At 39.3% G+C, this 18,170-nt stretch carries 18 protein-coding genes, 12 tRNA genes, 1 rRNA gene and 1 pseudogene; 26 read left to right on the top strand and 6 right to left on the bottom strand.

What is annotated here, in order from left to right:
• The first annotated feature begins 5 nt into the window (after nt 1–5).
• Complete coding sequence (locus BN997_RS14730; protein WP_042533427.1) at nt 6–470, top strand: hypothetical protein; 465 nt, start codon at nt 6–8, stop codon at nt 468–470.
• 127 nt (nt 471–597) lie between these two features.
• Here BN997_RS14730 and BN997_RS14735 read toward each other — a convergent pair whose 3' ends face one another.
• Complete coding sequence (locus BN997_RS14735; RefSeq protein ID WP_042533429.1) at nt 598–1,491, bottom strand: TIGR01777 family oxidoreductase; 894 nt, start codon at nt 1,489–1,491, stop codon at nt 598–600.
• 97 nt (nt 1,492–1,588) lie between these two features.
• Here BN997_RS14735 and recX point away from each other — a divergent pair, with 97 nt between their 5' ends.
• Complete coding sequence (recX, locus tag BN997_RS14740; protein WP_042533431.1) at nt 1,589–2,407, top strand: recombination regulator RecX; 819 nt, start codon at nt 1,589–1,591, stop codon at nt 2,405–2,407.
• 60 nt (nt 2,408–2,467) lie between these two features.
• Entirely contained in the window at nt 2,468–2,800 is a 333-nt protein-coding gene (locus BN997_RS14745; protein ID WP_042533433.1) for a YfhH family protein, read from the top strand.
• Between the two features lie 125 nt (nt 2,801–2,925).
• On the opposite strand, the gene BN997_RS14750 is transcribed toward BN997_RS14745, so the two are convergent.
• A complete protein-coding gene (locus tag BN997_RS14750) occupies nt 2,926–3,915 on the bottom strand; it encodes a metal-dependent hydrolase (RefSeq protein ID WP_042533435.1) in 990 nt (329 codons plus the stop codon).
• Between the two features lie 72 nt (nt 3,916–3,987).
• On the opposite strand from BN997_RS14750, the gene mutY reads away from it, so the two are divergent.
• From mutY to BN997_RS14770, 4 genes are all read left to right on the top strand, one after another.
• Nucleotides 3,988–5,064: an A/G-specific adenine glycosylase gene (gene mutY / locus BN997_RS14755; protein WP_042533437.1), complete on the top strand. Its 1,077-nt coding sequence runs from the start codon at nt 3,988–3,990 to the stop codon at nt 5,062–5,064.
• Nucleotides 5,065–5,238: 174 nt separating this feature from the next.
• Entirely contained in the window at nt 5,239–5,415 is a 177-nt protein-coding gene (locus tag BN997_RS14760) for a gamma-type small acid-soluble spore protein (RefSeq protein ID WP_040984584.1), read from the top strand.
• Between the two features lie 176 nt (nt 5,416–5,591).
• Nucleotides 5,592–6,125 (top strand): nucleoside tri-diphosphate phosphatase, encoded by a 534-nt coding sequence (gene ntdP, locus BN997_RS14765; protein WP_042533439.1) that lies wholly within the window; start codon nt 5,592–5,594, stop codon nt 6,123–6,125.
• A gap of 163 nt (nt 6,126–6,288) precedes the next feature.
• A complete protein-coding gene (locus BN997_RS14770; protein ID WP_042533441.1) occupies nt 6,289–8,037 on the top strand; it encodes an ABC transporter ATP-binding protein in 1,749 nt (582 codons plus the stop codon).
• Between the two features lie 79 nt (nt 8,038–8,116).
• Here BN997_RS14770 and BN997_RS22675 read toward each other — a convergent pair.
• Together BN997_RS22675 and BN997_RS14775 are read right to left on the bottom strand one after the other, a co-directional pair.
• Nucleotides 8,117–8,221 (bottom strand): annotated as a pseudogene (locus BN997_RS22675) (IS3 family transposase); the annotation flags it as partial.
• Between the two features lie 195 nt (nt 8,222–8,416).
• Nucleotides 8,417–9,715 carry a glutamate-1-semialdehyde 2,1-aminomutase gene (locus tag BN997_RS14775; RefSeq protein WP_042533443.1) on the bottom strand — a complete coding sequence of 433 codons (1,299 nt, stop codon included), beginning with the start codon at nt 9,713–9,715 and terminating at the stop codon, nt 8,417–8,419.
• A 274-nt stretch (nt 9,716–9,989) separates the two neighbouring features.
• On the opposite strand from BN997_RS14775, the gene BN997_RS14780 reads away from it, so the two are divergent.
• The 4 genes from BN997_RS14780 to perR all read left to right on the top strand — a co-directional run bounded on the left by BN997_RS14780 (nt 9,990) and on the right by perR (nt 12,091).
• Nucleotides 9,990–10,424 carry a potassium channel family protein gene (locus BN997_RS14780; RefSeq protein WP_042533445.1) on the top strand — a complete coding sequence of 145 codons (435 nt, stop codon included), beginning with the start codon at nt 9,990–9,992 and terminating at the stop codon, nt 10,422–10,424.
• A gap of 62 nt (nt 10,425–10,486) precedes the next feature.
• Entirely contained in the window at nt 10,487–10,960 is a 474-nt protein-coding gene (bcp, locus tag BN997_RS14785; protein WP_042533447.1) for a thioredoxin-dependent thiol peroxidase, read from the top strand.
• A gap of 28 nt (nt 10,961–10,988) precedes the next feature.
• Nucleotides 10,989–11,546 (top strand): cob(I)yrinic acid a,c-diamide adenosyltransferase, encoded by a 558-nt coding sequence (locus tag BN997_RS14790; RefSeq protein ID WP_042533449.1) that lies wholly within the window; start codon nt 10,989–10,991, stop codon nt 11,544–11,546.
• 98 nt (nt 11,547–11,644) lie between these two features.
• Complete coding sequence (gene perR / locus BN997_RS14795; RefSeq protein WP_042533451.1) at nt 11,645–12,091, top strand: peroxide-responsive transcriptional repressor PerR; 447 nt, start codon at nt 11,645–11,647, stop codon at nt 12,089–12,091.
• Nucleotides 12,092–12,219: 128 nt separating this feature from the next.
• Here the strand turns inward: perR and BN997_RS14800 are convergent, their stop codons facing one another.
• Complete coding sequence (locus BN997_RS14800) at nt 12,220–12,591, bottom strand: YgzB family protein (RefSeq protein WP_042533453.1); 372 nt, start codon at nt 12,589–12,591, stop codon at nt 12,220–12,222.
• 251 nt (nt 12,592–12,842) lie between these two features.
• Between BN997_RS14800 and BN997_RS14805 the strand changes: the two genes are divergently transcribed.
• The 14 genes from BN997_RS14805 to BN997_RS14870 all read left to right on the top strand — a co-directional run bounded on the left by BN997_RS14805 (nt 12,843) and on the right by BN997_RS14870 (nt 16,076).
• Nucleotides 12,843–13,724: a nucleotidyltransferase-like protein gene (locus BN997_RS14805; RefSeq protein WP_042533455.1), complete on the top strand. Its 882-nt coding sequence runs from the start codon at nt 12,843–12,845 to the stop codon at nt 13,722–13,724.
• 1,044 nt (nt 13,725–14,768) lie between these two features.
• Nucleotides 14,769–14,884, top strand: a 5S ribosomal RNA gene (gene rrf, locus BN997_RS14810).
• Nucleotides 14,885–15,014: 130 nt separating this feature from the next.
• A tRNA-Glu gene (locus tag BN997_RS14815) sits at nt 15,015–15,089 on the top strand.
• A 3-nt stretch (nt 15,090–15,092) separates the two neighbouring features.
• Nucleotides 15,093–15,168: transfer RNA gene (locus BN997_RS14820), tRNA-Val, on the top strand.
• A 21-nt stretch (nt 15,169–15,189) separates the two neighbouring features.
• A tRNA-Met gene (locus BN997_RS14825) sits at nt 15,190–15,266 on the top strand.
• Between the two features lie 4 nt (nt 15,267–15,270).
• Nucleotides 15,271–15,347 (top strand) — tRNA-Asp (locus tag BN997_RS14830).
• Between the two features lie 23 nt (nt 15,348–15,370).
• Nucleotides 15,371–15,443: transfer RNA gene (locus BN997_RS14835), tRNA-Phe, on the top strand.
• Nucleotides 15,444–15,456: 13 nt separating this feature from the next.
• Nucleotides 15,457–15,542, top strand: a tRNA-Tyr gene (locus tag BN997_RS14840).
• Between the two features lie 15 nt (nt 15,543–15,557).
• Nucleotides 15,558–15,631 (top strand) — tRNA-Trp (locus BN997_RS14845).
• A gap of 5 nt (nt 15,632–15,636) precedes the next feature.
• Nucleotides 15,637–15,709: transfer RNA gene (locus BN997_RS14850), tRNA-His, on the top strand.
• A gap of 41 nt (nt 15,710–15,750) precedes the next feature.
• Nucleotides 15,751–15,825 (top strand) — tRNA-Gln (locus BN997_RS14855).
• Nucleotides 15,826–15,830: 5 nt separating this feature from the next.
• Nucleotides 15,831–15,902: transfer RNA gene (locus BN997_RS14860), tRNA-Gly, on the top strand.
• Nucleotides 15,903–15,913: 11 nt separating this feature from the next.
• Nucleotides 15,914–15,987: transfer RNA gene (locus BN997_RS14865), tRNA-Cys, on the top strand.
• Nucleotides 15,988–15,994: 7 nt separating this feature from the next.
• Nucleotides 15,995–16,076, top strand: a tRNA-Leu gene (locus tag BN997_RS14870).
• Between the two features lie 314 nt (nt 16,077–16,390).
• On the opposite strand, the gene BN997_RS14875 is transcribed toward BN997_RS14870, so the two are convergent.
• Nucleotides 16,391–16,966 carry a hypothetical protein gene (locus BN997_RS14875; protein ID WP_042533457.1) on the bottom strand — a complete coding sequence of 192 codons (576 nt, stop codon included), beginning with the start codon at nt 16,964–16,966 and terminating at the stop codon, nt 16,391–16,393.
• A 522-nt stretch (nt 16,967–17,488) separates the two neighbouring features.
• On the opposite strand from BN997_RS14875, the gene BN997_RS14880 reads away from it, so the two are divergent.
• Nucleotides 17,489–18,133, top strand: a complete 645-nt coding sequence (locus BN997_RS14880) for a hypothetical protein (protein ID WP_042533459.1) — start codon at nt 17,489–17,491, stop codon at nt 18,131–18,133.
• Nucleotides 18,134–18,170: the final 37 nt, after the last annotated feature.

Here is an 18,170-nt window from a genome sequence, read left to right on the forward strand (position 1 = left end):
TTGCGATGGTCGATAAAACGTTAAATGTTGCGATGCGGGTCTGGGAAGATTTAAGCCGTACAGAAGAAGAACGGCGGGAATATGAAATCCGTTTGAAGCAAATTTTAGATGAGCAATCTAAGAAGCAGGATAGAGAGTTGTTAGAGCAGGAAATGGAAGAAATGAAAGAGCAAAGAGAAGAAATGAAAATGGAGAAAGAAGAGCTGAAAGCAGAGAATGAAGAAATAAAGGCGAAGAAAGATAAAACAAAAAAACAAAAAGAAAAAGCAGAGAAACAGAAAGAAGAGGCGGAAATCAAAAGAAATGAAGCGGAACGAAAAAGGCTTGAAGCAGAGTCCGCACTAAAGGAATCTGCAAAACAGACGGCACTCAAAATGTTAGAGCAGGGGATAAGCCGAACGGCCATTTTACAGGTGACAGGTTTAACCTCAGAGCAATTAGAGCTGATTCAGCAAGAGGCATCAAAATAAGAGGATTGCAAAGTGCCTCATAAAACGGAAAATAACAAGGAGCATGCAGGAAAATAACACGGCATGCTCCTATACAAAACCAGCATTTTTTTCTTTGCTCTTTTAAGTGAAAAAGCATTTACATGATTTAATTATTTTTCAAATCTAATAAAGCCTGATCGAGGGAGGGGAAATCATACGTGAATCCGTGTTCGAGCGCCTTTTCTGGATACGCGTACTGTCCTTTTACCAGGAGCTGCGCCATTTCTCCCAAAGTAAGATAGAAGAATACAGCCGGCAAATGAAGCCAATTCGGCCGTTTGTATACCTGTGCTGCTTTTTTCATAAAATCTTTATTACGTTTAGGAGTAGGAGCAGTAATATTGACCGGCCCTTTTAGGGTATGATGTTCTAAGCCAAAGGTGATTAAGTTTACGGCATCTTGAACATGGATCCAGGAAAGCCATTGCTCGCCATCACTGATGTGTCCGCCTGTATATAATTTTACCGGCAATGACATAAGCGGAAATGCACCACTGTCCTTGCCAAGCAGTATGCCAAACCGGGCGTAGATTGTTCGAATTCCCAATTCTTCGGCTTCACTCGCTTCATTCTCCCATTGCCTTGTTACAGATGCAAGAAAATCAGTACCAGGCTGCGTTGTTGCCTCAGTGTAGATAAAATCTTCAGACATCCCGTAGAATCCTACTGCGGAGCCGCTAATAAATACATCTGGTTTTTCCTTCATGGCTTTCATTAATTGGACAAGATACTTGGTGACACGAAGGCGGCTGGTAAGGATAGTTTCCTTCTTTTTTTTCGTCCAGTATCCAAACAATGATTCTCCTGCAAGATTAATGACAGCATCTATTCTCGGAAGTTCATCTGCGGTCGTATCATATCCCTTAAAAGTCAAGTGCGATGTATTTGATTTTTTCTCAGGAGAACGGGTCAGAATGTATAATTTATGATTAAGGCCAGTGAGGTGTGCAGCTAATTTACTGCCAAAAAACCCTGTACCTCCGGTTATTAGTATGTTCATAATATTGAACCCTCCTTTAGATGATATTTTAAAGTATATATTTCATGTTATCTGCTTGCTTCATTTTTTGCTATGATAAAAAGAGAGGTGAATGAAGTTGCGGAAAATTACCCGAATTACAACGCAAAAAAAACAGAAGCATCGCTACAATATATTTTTAAACACATCAGCTGGTGATGAATATGGATTTAGTGTCGGTGAGGATATTCTCATTCAATTTCGTCTGGAGAAAGGAATGGAATTAGATAATGAACTCATCGAAACACTGAAGGAACAAGATAATCTCCATAAAGTATATACCCTTACTATTCACTTTTTAAGCTATCGAATACGTTCGGAAAAAGAAGTGATTACGTATTTACAGAAAAAAGAAGTGGAAGAGGAACAAATTGCTGTTATTATGCAACGATTGAAGAAAGAAAAACTGCTTGATGATCAGCAATTTGCTGAAATGTTTGTGCGCTCGCGTATGAATACAAGTTCAAAAGGTCCAAAAGTCATTGAACAGGAGCTGTTTGAAAAGGGGATTAGCGGACAAATTGCAGTAAATGCTTTAGAGCAATATACGTCAGCCCTGCAGAAAGAAAAAGTTCAAAAGCTGCTGGGAAAAAAAATAAAGCAAAGCTCGAAGGATTCTTTTCAAAAACAGATAAACCAAGCAAAAAATACGATTCTTCAAAAAGGATTTAATCAGCAGCTTGTTTTTGAAGCTATTCAGACTATGGATCAGGAAGAGGATACAAATCATGAGTGGGAGGCCTTGAAATTTCAAGGAGAAAAGCTGTATCAAAAACATGTAAAAAAATATGAAGGCTTCCAGCTCAAGCAAAAAGTAATGGAAGGTTTATATAGAAAAGGCTTCCATTTCGATATGATTCAGCAATTTGTTGAGAAATACATGGAAAATCAGGAATAAATGTAGGTTACTTTTCTGTTATATTTGGTACAATAGGAATCGACAGTAAGGGGGAGAAGAATGAAATTTCGATATAGTGATTATTCCATAGAACAGCTGCACCAAGAAATTGGGAAACTAAAAGAGCAGGCTCAAAAAGCAGAGCAGCTCGGGAATATTTCAGAGATGCAAATATGTGAAAGAAAAATGCAAGTAGCGCTTGCATATACAATGAGTCCGGATGATTTTGAAAAAGAGAAAATTTATCAGCTTAAAATGGAAACAGGCTATAAATTCAGAATATCCTATATTAATGGGGTATTTGCATGGGGTTATCGTATTGATTTATTAAATGAAGAAAGTGAAAATATTGAAGCCTTGCCAATCTCCTTATTAGGAAAAAAAGTGAGCTGAATAAAAACAACTCAGGCGAAATCCGTTTCACCTGAGTTGTTCCTTTTAGTTATTGAAATAAGGTACCGCTGTTTCAAACGCCTGAACCATTTGCGGGGTTACCGTATTCACTTCCTGTATAAGCTTTAAGGACTTGAGTCGCTTGGTATCAATTTACTTTGAAGCTTCTGTTCTGAGAAAATCCAGCCTGTATAGGAAGTAATTACTTCCAGGCTCTTATCCAGCTTTACCACAGCTACAAATGGATAATACCCTTTGCTGCGATAGCGTAAATCAATAAAACGGACTTCTATAATATCCTCTTCATCCGTATTTATTTCCCAGCGGTACACCGGTGAAAAATTTAAAAATGAAGAGATATTTTTATCTTTTATCGCAGCTTTGATGACATCTGTATCGGGTAAAGGAACTCGATAAAATTCATCAACAATCTCAATGTGCCGATTCTCAACGCTGCCTACATAATAACGGTCGCTTGTCGTAATAGCAACGCGCCAATAATTTTGTTTAAGCGTAGGGGACGTAGCGACAATCTCTGTATCAGGAAAATATTCTTTGATTTTCTGGACGATTTCCCTTTTGTCCATATAGCGTTTGATGTAATATAATACAATGACTGTATAAATAATCAGCCAAGTGTATCCGGGATTGGCACCTAATGCCCATGCAACGATACCAGCTACATTCAAGAAAAAAATGTAAGGATCAAATGTATTAATAAACCCTTTAGCAATCCATTTTTTGGTAAATGGCCGAAATGCCTGTGTACCATACGCATTAAATAAATCGACAAATACATGGATGGACACAGCTAACAAAGTCCATAGCCAGAGAGTCAAATAGCTCACTTCTGGAACAAATAAATAAATTACTCCAGATACAAGCAGGCTCCACATAAGAATAGCAGGGAGTGAATGAGACGCTCCGCGGTGCTGTCTTATATACGTTGCATTACTTTTTAATTTAAAAATTGTATCAAAATCAGGAGCGTGTGATCCGACGACTGTTCCAACCAATACGGCATGAAATAGAGTAGGATTACTTTGCACATTTGGGTCTAATGTTGCTAAACCGCCAAGTGCAACACCCATAACAATATGCGTACCAGTATCCATAGTTACATATCCTCCTTAAGTTGCTTCCATCAAAGCACTCCAATATTATTTTAACACATAGGACGTGAAAACATGAACGATAAAAGATTAGAACAAATAAATATTTCCGCTTTTCAAGAAGATTTACTTAGATGGTACGAAGAAAATAAACGTGATCTACCTTGGCGCGAAAATAATGATGCTTATCGCGTCTGGGTCTCAGAAATTATGCTTCAGCAAACAAAAGTAGATACGGTCATCCCTTATTTTAATCGGTTTATGGAGAAATATCCAACGGTATATGAACTGGCTGAAGCCGAACAGCAGGATGTTTTAAAACAATGGGAAGGCTTAGGTTATTATTCCCGCGCAAGAAATTTACAAACAGCAGTACGCGAGGTTGTGGAAACATATGATGGAAAAATCCCGGATGACCCGAAGCAGCTCGGTGACTTAAAAGGAGTTGGCCCTTATACGAAAGGGGCGATTCTTTCTATTGCTTATAATCAGCCGATTCCGGCAGTAGATGGTAATGTAATGCGTGTTTTCTCCCGTGTATTACACATTGAAGAAGATATTGCTTTAAGCTCCACCAAAAAGTTGTTTGAATACTACGTAGCGGAAATGATTTCAAAGGAAGATCCCTCCTCCTTTAATCAGGCTATTATGGATTTAGGTGCGACAATATGTACACCGAAGCAGCCTATGTGCATGTTCTGCCCAGTGATGGAGCATTGTCAAGCATACGTTGATGGAATCCAGGAAAAGCTGCCAGTGAAAAAGAAAGCGAAGAAGCAGCAAAAGAAAAAATATATTGCATTGCTGATCCAAAATCAGGAAGGGAAATATATTATTGAAAAAAGACCGGATTCTGGACTATTGGCAGGATTATGGCAATTTCCAATGATTCCTGCCGATGATATTGTAAAAAAGGACTGGCAGCCATGGCTGGAAGAGAATTATGGGTTAGATGTGGATATCAAAGCATCGTGTACATCCATCAAGCATGTTTTTTCACATATCATTTGGAATGTAGACGTACGTAAAGCAATCACAAATCAGGAAACAGTAAAGGATGACCGCTTAAAATTTGTTTCTTTAGAAGAGCTGAAAGAATTTCCTTTTCCTGTTCCACATCAAAAAATGATACCTTTTTTAGAAGGAAAATGAAATTTTATTGAATGCAACGAGGAAATATAAATCCTGATAAAAATTTTTGTCATCAAAAAAACGCCTTAATGCTTTATTTACCGGGGTTTTCAACACGCTAAAAATATTTCTTTAAAAAAGTTTGGATAAAGAAATGCGCTTCTGGACAAATTAATTATTGCGGAGGTGATATTGATGGCTAAAAAACAAAATCAACAAAACCAACAAAATCCTGCAAAAACAAACGCAGCTGAAGTAAGAAAGCAAAACCAACAAGCAGCTCAAGGACAATATGGTACTGAGTTTGCTCAAGAAACAGATGCACAAGAAGTGAAAAAGCAAAACCAACAATCTCAACAAAACAAGCAATAACATCTGTTTTACCCAAAAGGGTTTCCAATTACGGAAACCCTTTTAATGATTCTACATATCAATGAAGAAACCATTATGGAAATAAAAAGGACTTATCCTTTAACTTTTATGGCTGAAGGCTTATAATATAAGATAATTCATAAATCACTGTATGAAAATGGAGAGGGAGATTTTGGATGGTTTCTCCAAACGCTGGTTCCAAAATGATGATACAAAGTTATAAACATAATGGACAACTTCATAGAATCTGGAAAAATAGTGTCGTATTAAAAGGGACGGAAAGTATTATAATCGGAGCGAATGATCGGACAAAAGTCATTGAAAGCGATGGTCATTCCTGGATGACGAGAGAGCCGGCCATTTGTTATTTTGATGCGAAGCATTGGTTTAATATTATTGGTATGCTTAGGGATGATGGAATTCATTATTACTGTAATCTCAGCTCCCCATTTGTTTACGATGAGGGTGCGGAATCGCTAAAATACATTGACTACGATTTAGATGTGAAGGTATTTCCTGATATGACATTTAATCTTCTTGATGAAGATGAATATGAAGAAAATAAAGTTTTGATGAAATACCCAGAAGAAATTCATCATATTCTTTATCAGCAATTAGAAGTATTAATTCATTGGATTCGCCAGGGAAAGGGTCCTTTTTCTCCGGGGTTTGTCGATGATTGGTATGAAATGTACTTAACGTATCATTAAATTTGAAAAGAAAACAAATATTTTTAGCGATGTTTGAGCGGTTTGATTGCAATTCGACTGAGTAAAAGGGTATCCTTGTTACGGATGACATAACGAGGATATCCTTTTTTTATTTAGAGGGATATTAAAACGAAATACCTTTTCAAGTAGAGGAAGTTGATAAATGAGCAGCATCAAACAGTATATGAAATTTGTAAAACCATACACATGGAAGATTATTTGGACATTACTCATCGGTGTTGTTAAATTTGGTATTCCGCTGTTAATGCCTTTGATTTTGAAATACGTTATCGATGATATTGTTACGGTAGAAAACATGACCCAATCCGAGAGAATAACCCGTTTATTCTGGATTATGGGTATTTCTTTTGTCGTATTTTTAATTGTCCGCCCGCCGGTTGAGTATATTCGTCAATACTTAGCGCAGTGGGTCGGGAATAAAATTCTTTTTGATATCAGAGGAAAATTATTCGATCATCTTCAAAAGCTAAGCCTGAAATTCTATTCGAAGACCAAAACAGGTGAAATCATCTCAAGGGTAATTCATGATGTGGAGCAGACGAAAAATTTTGTGATGACCGGGTTAATGAATATTTGGCTGGATGTCACAACCATTTTAATTGCTATCATTATTATGTTTACCATGGATGTGCCGCTCACCTTTGTATCGATTATTTTATTCCCGCTGTTCGGGATTTCTGTCAAATACTTTTTCGGGCGCTTACGCCGTCTGACAAGAGAAAGGTCACAAGCTCTGGCAGAAGTACAAGGCCACTTGCATGAGCGTATCCAAGGGGTGCCGGTGACAAGAAGCTTTGCGCTGGAAGATTATGAAGATGAGCAGTTTGATAAAAGAAACCGTCATTTCCTGGACCGGGCTTTAAAGCATACGGATTGGAACGCCAGAACCTTTGCCGTGACCAATACGATTACTGACTTGGCGCCGCTGCTCGTCATTGCTTTTGCAGGTTATCAGGTTATTATGGGCAACACCTCACTCGGAACGATGGTAGCCTTCGTCGGGTATATGGAGCGGGTGTACAGTCCATTACGCAGACTGATCAACTCATCAACGACGTTAGTACAATCCATTGCGTCTATTGACCGTGTATTTGAATTAATGAATGAGCCATATGATATTACGGACAAAAAGGGTGCGGTTGATCCGGGAAGACTGAAAGGAAAAGTATCCTTTAACCATGTCTCCTTCCGATATGATGAGGAAGAAGTGTCAGTGCTTAAGGATATCGACCTTCATGTCCAAAAAGGAGAGACCATAGCCTTTGTCGGAATGAGTGGGGGAGGAAAATCGACACTAATCAGTTTGATTCCACGCTTTTACGATGTCACAAGCGGGTCGATTGAAATCGACGGAATGGACTTAAGGGATATGCAGGCCCGGGCGCTGCGGGACAATATTGGAATGGTGCTTCAGGATAATATTCTGTTCTCCGAATCAATTGAAACGAATATCCGGATGGGGAATCCAGAGGCAACGAGAGAGGAAGTCATTCGGGCGGCTAAAGCAGCAAATGCGCATGACTTTATTGATGAAATGCCCGAGGGCTATGAAACCATGGTGGGAGAACGCGGTGTGAAGTTATCTGGCGGCCAGAAGCAGCGGATAGCTATCGCGCGTGTTTTCTTGAAAAATCCGCCGCTGTTAATTTTTGATGAAGCAACATCAGCACTTGATTTAGAAAGTGAACATCTTATTCAGGAAACACTGGAGAAGCTTGCTTCAGACCGGACAACGTTTATTGTTGCCCACCGTCTAGCAACCATTACTCACGCAAATCGCATTGTTGTTGTGGAAAATGGGGAAATTGTAGAAATAGGTTCGCATGAGGAATTAATGCGGCTCCGCGGTCATTATTATGATTTGTATCAGATTCAAAATTTGGATGAATAAAATTCATTTACAGGATAAAAAAGCATTTCCCAGAGGTTGAACTGTGCCCCGTCAAGTAGACAGTAAAAAAACAAAAACTCTATGCAACAGCCTGGTCCCGATATTCCAACGGTGTCAGGCTGTTTAATTTCTCCTGGTAACGTTCTTTATTATAAAATTGGATATATCGATCAATATCCTCTACTAATCGGTTTCTTTTCTTCCGTCACCTTTTGTACAATCTCCATACGTTCTTCTAGCGTATGTTTGGTTATTCTTTTAGACATTAAAAATACTCCCTTCCTAGTAGGAGAGAATTTTTATTATTTCTCTGTCTACTATAAAGGGAGCATATCAGGTTGATTTCTCCGGGAAATGCTTTTTTTATCGTGCCATTATATTATTTTTTCTCAGCCATTTTTGCAAATGCACGACCTGCAGCATCGATGGTATTTTCAATATCAGAGTCTGTATGCTCTGTTGTTAAGAACCATGCTTCGTACTTAGAAGGAGCTAAATTAATACCTTCGTTCAGCATAAGCTGGAAGAAGGTTGCAAAGGCCTCTCCGTCTGAAGCATCTGCTTCACTGTAATTGGTTACTTTATCAACGCCAAAGTATACGGTTAAAGCTCCGCAAAGGCGATTTATAGTAATGTGGATACCAAATTCTTCTGCTTTTTCCAAGATACCTTCTTCAAGCCGTTTTCCAAGACGTTCTAATTCTTCATATACCCCATCTTCTTGTAACACCTCTAGGCATGCAATACCCGCTGCCATTGAAGCGGGATTTCCGGACATGGTGCCGGCCTGATAGGCAGGCCCGAGTGGTGCAACCTGCTCCATAATATCCTTGCGTCCGCCATAAGCGCCAATTGGAAGACCGCCGCCAATGATTTTACCCATTGCTGTTAAATCAGGCTCGATATTGTAGATTTGCTGCGCACTTCCATAGGTGAAACGGAAGGCAGTAATTACCTCGTCATAAATAACTAGCGCACCGGCACGATGGGTAAGCTCATTTACTTCTTGTAAAAAGCCTTCGAACGGTTCGACAATTCCGAAGTTTCCTACAATCGGCTCAACCAGCACAGCTGCAATTTCACCTTCCCAGCGATGAAGGGCTTGTTTAAAGGCATTTAAATCATTAAATGGAACGGTGATTACCTCTGCAGCACTGGAAGCAGGAACTCCGGCTGAATCCGGCGTGCCCAGTGTAGAAGGCCCAGATCCTGCCTCTACCAATACAGCATCGAAATGGCCGTGGTAGCAGCCTGCGAATTTAATGATTTTGGTACGGTTTGTATAGGCGCGGGCTACACGGATAGTCGTCATCACAGCCTCTGTGCCTGAATTATTAAAACGTACCTTTTCTAATGAAGGCATTGCTTCTTTTAACATTTTCGCAAATGTGTTTTCCAGCTCCGTTGGTGTCCCGTATAGAACACCAGTTGTGGCTGCTTCAGCAATCGCTTTTGCGATATGCGGGTGAGCGTGGCCAGTTATTATCGGTCCATATGCAGCTAAATAATCAATATACTTATTATCATCCACATCCCAGAAATAAGCACCTTGTCCTCTTTTCATATAGACAGGAGAGCCCCCGCCTACAGCTTTATAAGAGCGGGAAGGAGAATTCACCCCGCCGACAATATGTTGTAAAGCTTCTTGATGCAGCTTCTCAGAATTTGTAAATTTCATTATTTCGTTTCCTCCTCATTCTTCCCAACTTGTAAAGGTTATGACACGCTTTTACAAGTTCATTTAAAAGGTAAAATGAACAATTTGGTTTTCTGTAATATTTTACCCAGTTACTAATATAACAAAAAATTGCATAGAAAACTTGTACAAACTGTTTTGGTTTCTGCATATACATAGGAAAAGCGGATATTACAAATTGAGATTCCTCATATTTTGACGTTTGCATCTAGTTGTTTTTTTAATGAGGGAAGGCAGTAGGGGAGGAGTAAAAGAGATGAGTATCCCTTGGATATTCCTTATTACGATTATCATTTTAATTGGAAAAAGCATCTATGATTTCATTCAATATAAATTAGTTCATTCACGTATACAAATGAAGGAAGGACATTTTTCTTTAGAAATTTTTATTGCTATGCTGATTGTTTATTGCATTACAATGGTTGGCTACGGCTTAATCTATTTTATTCTATCCTTTCAAGGAATCGTCATTGTGGAGCATGGAGAGCTTAGAGAAGTGACGATATGGGGATCGGTTGTTCATTCTATTTATTTCAGCGGGGTCACTTTGCTGACTCTCGGCTATGGTGACTTAGCGCCCGTCGGCATCGGCAGAATCATTGCTATCTCAGAAGCGCTGATTGGCTACATATTGCCGGCTGCTTTTGTATTAAAAGTTGTACAAATCAGCAGCAGAGACAATGATAAATGAATCTTACCCTGCAATGTGCTATATTTAAGGAAGAAGATCGATTGTTTAAATGGAGGGATTGGATGCAAGTCGAATTAGGAACAAAAGTAAAAGATTTTACCCTGCCCAATCAAAACGGGGAGGAAGTCAGCTTATCAGATTTTCAAGGAAAGTACGTTGTTTTATATTTTTATCCAAAAGATATGACACCAGGATGCACCACAGAAGCATGTGATTTCAGAGACCATCATGAAAGATTCAGAGAGCTGGATGCGGTTATTGTCGGGATCAGCCCGGATCCGGAAGCACGTCATCAAAAGTTTATCGACAAGCATGAACTGCCATTTACCTTGCTTTCTGATGAAAATCATCAGGCAGCTGATCAATTTGGAGTATGGAAGCTAAAGAAAAACTTTGGCAAGGAATATTATGGTATTGAGCGCTCTACATTTATTTTAGATAAAGAAGGAAAGCTAATCAAAGAATATCGGAAAGTCCGGGTTAAAGATCATGTTGTAGATGCGTTAAATTATTTGAAGGAAAATAAAGCGGATTAAAATATAGAGGGATTGGGGTGGAGCAGCTTTGCGAATCTATACCAGATCAGGAGATAAAGGACAGACATCGTTAGTCTATGGGCAACGCGTACCAAAGAACCATCTAAGAGTAGAGGCGTATGGCACATGTGATGAAGTGAATTCCAGTATTGGCTTGGCAGTAAGCTATATCGAAGAAACGGATTGGGATAAAAAGGCTGCTTTTCTTGATCAGCTGCACCGCGTACAGACCATTCTTTTTCATGTTGGTGCAGAATTATCGACGCCAAAGGGGAAGGAAGTTTATTGGAAGCTTGAACAGAAGCATATTGATGAGATGGAAAAACAGATTGATGAATGGGACCAATCACTCGAACCTTTAAAGAATTTTATCCTGCCATCTGGTCACAGAGCAGCGAGTGCCCTTCATCACGCGCGTACTGTAGCAAGACGGGCAGAGCGTTTGACTGTAGGATTGGAAGATGAAGTGGATAATAAGCTTGTTTTCGTTTATTTAAATCGGTTGTCTGATTATTTATTTGTTGCTGCCAGGTATGTCAATCAGCAGCTTGGCGGAGATGAAAAGTCTCTCCATGTGGATGTTTGATTAACGTGAATTAATTGACATTATGCACACAGGGCGATACACTAATTATAAGAATTATAATATAATAATATTATTAATTGGGAAGAGAGGTGTTTAGGGTGTCTGAAGTTAAATTACGGCAAGCAATCGATACTTTGAAAAAATCAGGCGTCCGGATTACACCACAGCGACACGCCGTGCTGGAGTATTTGCTTAATTCAATGACTCACCCGACTGCGGATGATATATATAAAGCACTTGAAGGAAAATTTCCCAATATGAGTGTTGCGACCGTTTATAATAATTTACGTGTATTAAAAGATATCGGACTGGTTAGAGAACTCACATATGGAGATGCTTCGAGCAGATTTGACTGTAATACCTCAGATCATTATCATATCATTTGCAATCAGTGTGGAAAGATTGTTGATTTTCACTATCCTTCTTTAGAGGAAGTGGAATCACTGGCTGAACAGGTGACAGGTTTTGATGTAAGCCATCACCGCCTGGAGGTTTATGGTACATGCAATGCCTGCAAAGAGCAGCAGGCAGCAAATGAACAGTAAAGCATGTTAAAAATCGGGTTCGCTGATAAGAAAACAGGCGAGGCCGATTTTTAATTATTATATAAAAAAAGCACCATGTTTGCGGGATGTTCCTTTAACGAAATCCTCCAAAGCATGGTGCCTTTTTATTATTTGTTTTCTTCACGGAATTTGCGATGATTATACCGTTCATCAAAATTTTTACCTTCTAAGTTCTTATCCAAAGTCAGCGGTTCTTTGCAATGCATGCAAGCATCTACACGTCCCAGCATTTTTGTAGGTTTTTCGCAGTTTGGACAAACCACAGGAACTGCCCTCAAGGATAAGGTGCCAATCCATATGTATACAACACAGCTCAGTACAATCATCAGTATGCCCAATATAAACAGACCGAGCATGAGCCACTGAATATTACGAACCATAAGCCCGCCATACATGATTAGTATACCAGCAAACACAAGGATTAAGGCAAAGGTGCGTATTTTATTTATTTTACTTGAATAAGTCAATTGTTTCGCCATTTAAATCCCCCTTAAGTTACAAATTTAGTATATCATAGAATATTAGAAGAATGAATTTTAAAGAAAATATAGCGAGGTCAGCCATACAATGACGGCGAATCGTTTCCGTTTGATTGGGGATTCCGTATTTTTCTCCCGGCGAGAAATCAAAAATTAAAATTTTATCCTTTCTTTACGATGCAAAAAAGGTTTTTTTAAAGTATATATCGAATTATGTTTATTAGAGGCAAAACAGGGAGGCAACAATAGACATGGAGAATTTTCAAAGAATGATTTATCAGGAGCATGCAAGCAATCCAAATACATTAGGAATACTTATTGTGGAGAAAACACTTTTTGATCATCCAATTACAGATGAATTTGATAGCATCTTATTGATTATTGTCGAAAAACAAGAAGTCGATTGGTTTGTAAAACATTATGAAGTAAATGGTCAGACCGTAGCGATGCACATTGTAACGAAATCACTTCTGATGGATTGGATTGATACGAGCGGATATCGACGTGCAGCAGAATGGGTGATTTATGGAAGAAAAGCCTATGACAGGAATGAATTTATAAAAGAATTAAAAGAGGAGCTTCAATCTTTTCCAGAGGAAAAACGTACACTTAGAAAAATAATTGACTTTGGAAAGCTTCTAAAAAACTATAGTGAAGGAAAAGCGTTATATGAAGCAAAAGAAGTAATGGATTCATACAGCAAAATTTTAAATGCACTTCATTATTTAGCGAGGCTATCCGTTATTGATCAGGGCTATTATCCAGAAGTAACTGTCTGGAACCAGGTAAAGAGCATTGATTTAGAAGTCTACAAGCTATATGAAAAGTTAATGGACAGCACAGAGAATTTAGAAAAGAGAATTGAGCTTATGCTGATTGCAATGGATTTTGTCCTGCTGAATAAAGCGGAGTCTGCTTCAACACATTTATTAAACTTATTAAACGAAGAAGAAGACTATTGGTCATATGCCTCTATTAAAGAATTGCCGGAAATTGAACACTACAGTCTGGATTTACATGCGATTATTTCTTATTTAGAAGAGAAGGATATTATTGATATGAAACTTGTCCCCACCAAAAATCCAGATGTGTTTCAGAGAATGTATAAAGTAAAGAAGTTAGAAGAAGTATAATGAGGATTTCTAAATGGAACATTCCAGAAAGAAAACAAATTACTTATTCTGCAATTTTTGAAATTGTAGCGTAAGTAATTTTTGGTGTCTACTATATATTATCTTATATCCGCAGAAGGTTATTTTAGAATAAAAGGAATCTGGGGATGGATGAGATTATAGAAGAAGGAACTTTTTCTTCATTGTTCAGTATAGAATTTAAAAAAACGCGTTGAATAATGATTTACTGTATAAGTGGTACTGAGAATTTGAATGGAATCCCCGATAAAAAAGAGTAACAATTAATTGGTGATTATAATAACTTAGAGAGGAAGCAAGACTTCTTATTACAAATTTATATATTAAAGTTTTTCCTAATTATGCTTGAAGTGTGTGGAGAGAGTGTAACTTGTTTTTTGATAAAAAGAAAATTTGGACTGATTTTCATCTGCTTTTTAAAATGGGAAGAAGAAAAGTTAAAAAGAACGTAGTTATTTTCTGTCCATTTGCTTCTTTATAATGGAACATCTGCAAAGAGAAAAGGATGAAGAAACAAAATAGCAATAAAAAGAAGAAGTATATTCTCCATTGCTGTAATATGTAAAGTGAGCTCTCTGAAAGCTGGTATGGCAACGTTTTGTTTCGTTGTCTATCATTTGTTAAACTTACAGTTCCCCTATATGAAGCTGTTTTTAAAATCCACTTCGGATAAATTTTAAAATAATCGTTGACTTTCTATTTTCAGCATGGTAAAGTTAATTTCGTTGCTGATTTGAGCGGGCGCTCAGCTAACATGAAATAAAAAAAGTTGTTGACAACAAATTTGCTTTCATGTTATATTAATAGAGTCGCTGCTTGAAGCGAAGCAATACAAATTGCTCTTTGAAAACTGAAGTGAGTAAAATCCCTCAGAGACGATGAGGTTGATAGGTCCGAGGTGGAAGCGTGGCGACACGTGCAGCTGACGGATACTAATCGATTGAGGACTTATCTAAGTTTTTTCATGTCACGTTACTCTTATTTAGTTTTCAGGGTGCAAATCCCTGTACAAGATAAATGAACAAGTCTGGTGGCGAGAGCGAAGAGGTCACACCTGTTCCCATGCCGAACACAGAAGTTAAGTTCTTCAGCGCCGATGGTAGTTGGGGGCTTCCCCCTGCGAGAGTAGGACGTTGCCAGGCAATAACTTATTTCACAGTACCTTCATGGTAGAATATCGGTTAATCGCCGATTAGTCGTAGATTTGAAATTTAACTTTTAATATCTGCCTGTGAAATTATTTATTTGTCTATTAGTTGGAAAAAATTAACTGGCCCGTTGGTCAAGCGGTTAAGACACCGCCCTTTCACGGCGGTAACACGGGTTCGAATCCCGTACGGGTCACCAAATGGAGGATTAGCTCAGCTGGGAGAGCACCTGCCTTACAAGCAGGGGGTCGCAGGTTCGAGCCCTGCATCCTCCACCATGTAAGTTCTTAAATTCATATCGCGGGGTGGAGCAGTCTGGCAGCTCGTTGGGCTCATAACCCAAAGGTCGTAGGTTCAAATCCTACCCCCGCAACCAAAATGGTCCGGTAGTTCAGTTGGTTAGAATGCCTGCCTGTCACGCAGGAGGTCGCGGGTTCGAGTCCCGTCCGGACCGCCACTTAAACATTTGAAATAAGATTTGGCTTGGTAGCTCAGTCGGTAGAGCAGAGGACTGAAAATCCTTGTGTCGGCGGTTCGATTCCGTCCCGAGCCACCTTTCATTTAGTGGAGGGATAGCGAAGTTGGCCAAACGCGGCGGACTGTAAATCCGCTCCCATCGGGTTCGTAGGTTCGAGTCCTACTCCCTCCACCATTTATAAAATATCATAGGGGTATAGTTTAACGGCAAAACGAAGGTCTCCAAAACCTTTGATGTGGGTTCGATTCCTACTACCCCTGCCAATATGGCGGTCGTGGCGAAGTGGTTAACGCACCGGATTGTGGCTCCGGCACACGTGGGTTCGATCCCCACCGGTCGCCCCTTTTTTATTTAATACTACATAAATCAATAATAGAATCGTTGGGCCATAGCCAAGCGGTAAGGCATCGGGTTTTGATCCCGTGTACCCCAGGTTCGAATCCTGGTGGCCCAGCCATTTTTGCGGAAGTAGTTCAGTGGTAGAACACCACCTTGCCAAGGTGGGGGTCGCGGGTTCGAATCCCGTCTTCCGCTCTAGAATAAATGGCGGTATAGCCAAGTGGTAAGGCAGAGGTCTGCAAAACCTTTATCACCGGTTCAAATCCGGTTACCGCCTCCAAACACATGCCGGTGTGGCGGAATTGGCAGACGCGCACGACTCAAAATCGTGTTCCGTAAGGAGTGTCGGTTCGACCCCGACCACCGGTATTCATTAATCCCCGTTAAAGCTGTTGAGATGCAGCTTTAACGGGGATTTTTTCGTAGAGAACCAACTGACATACTCAATATTGAGCGACTAGATTAGCTTAATTAAACGCACGGGGAGAGTAGTGGGCGATGTATAAAATGTACATTTATCTGAACGACTTGAGTTACTCTGGTTATAGTGGCACTTTCCATCGAAGATACTACTTATAGAGAACTTAAGTATGAGCATTTATCAATGTAAATATGCTGGGAATTTATGCTGAATAAAAACGTCAATCCGTTAATATTAGCGCTCTGGTAGGTTCTATGTAGATTTAATTGACTGACCATCCTTTGTCGAAATGGCCAGTTTCCGCAAGGTGATTACCGTGGCTGTCAACGAAGTATACGTATAGGAAATCGCTCGCTGGCGTTGCAAACAGTGTTGCTCTTGTAAAGTTTTCTATTTTATTACCTAACTCGTCTACAATAATTTGTTGATCAGTTTCCTCTAGATACTTGAATTCGTCAGTCAGCATAACGTAAATTTGGTCGTAATTATCTTCTTGAGAAATCTCTAATATAAGCCCGTCTGTTTCCACAATAAGTTCGTTGTAATAGTCAATAACTCGTTGTTCGGTTTCTTCTGAATACTTTCTTCTTTCATTAGATGATACATTTTCTTCTTCGTTTTCATCTTCCGCAGTATCTGTAGGATCGACGGATTCCTCTGCGCTCGCTGCTTGTTCCTCGGAAGCTGCTTCGCCCGAACTCACGGAATCATTAGCTACGTCCTCGTCATTGTCGTTCGGGTTAGTTACGTTAATTATGATAAATGCAATTGCGATAACCCATATTGCTGTTCCGATAATGGCACGGGAAGGGGTTATCTTCTTTTTCTCTTTCGCCATGTAAACGAACTCCTTTTCCATTAATGGTAAATTTCACGTTGGAGTTAGCGTAACATATCGGTGGATAATTTTACAGGGGATTTACATTGACGTTTCAAAGAACGCGAGAATGTGTCGTGGAGGTGGAAATCTTGCGAAGTGGTTAGGAGTTTGGCGAAGTTTAATCGACTTCTATCCGCATAAAATATAGGTTTAAGCATTTCGAGATACCTTGGCACGACTCAAAACCGTGTTCCATAAGGAGTGTCAGTTCGATCTCGGCCATCAGTAGTCATTAATCCCCGTTAAATCTGTTATGGCGCAATTTTAACGTATTTGTGGAAGCATTCATTAAGTGTAATATTCTAGATTTCGAATCACACGACTAAAATCGTGCGTGTAGATATGTAAAGCACATAAAAGAATTAGTGCGATAAAATATTTTAAATAGACTTTAATAAACATCTTTTCATTCTATTGGAAATAATGTAGTATGTTAGGGGTGAGCATATTGAGCTTAGAAAAATAGGGGGGAATTAGTAAATGAAGAAGATTTTATTAACGGTATTATTCTTATTACTATCATTGGTTCTTTTTGCGTGTGGAAGTGAAGCAGAAGGCGAAGAGGACGCGCAAAATTCTGAAGAAAGCACGGAAGAAGAAAACAAAGGTAACACAGAGGAGCAAACGGAAGATTCGGAATCGCCACAACCGGGCGAAACAGAAGAAACAGAGGACGGTACTCGCACACTACATAGAATGTGGGAAGAAGGCGAAACTTTCGAAACTGGTCCAATTGTTCTAACGATTGATAAGATTGCTACTGCTGAGGCTAGCTTTGAAGGAGAAACAGCGGATATGCTGGAGACGGATCATATCGAGTATATTCAAGTAGATGTTTCCGTAGAGAACACGTCGGATAATGATGTTACTTTCTACGCTGGACAAGGTAGAATGGCTACAAGTACGGGAGAGCAGATTGAGCCTGATTTGTGGTTAAGCGGACATATTGACGGAGAAATGATGGCTGGAACGAAAGCGAACGATACTTTCTATTACATGCTTGAAAATTCTGAAGCAGAAGACGTAGAGTCTGTTCGATTAGTATTTTCTGCTCCATATGATTCGGAAAGTTACGATGATTTAGGCGAAGAACTCGATTTCGAAATTGAGCTTCCAAAAGAATAAAAGAGATTAGTAACGACAAAGACTATGCAGTGGGACG

It is taken from the genome of Oceanobacillus oncorhynchi (assembly GCF_000821065.1).
GTDB classification, from domain to species: Bacteria; Bacillota; Bacilli; order Bacillales; family Amphibacillaceae; genus Oceanobacillus; species Oceanobacillus oncorhynchi.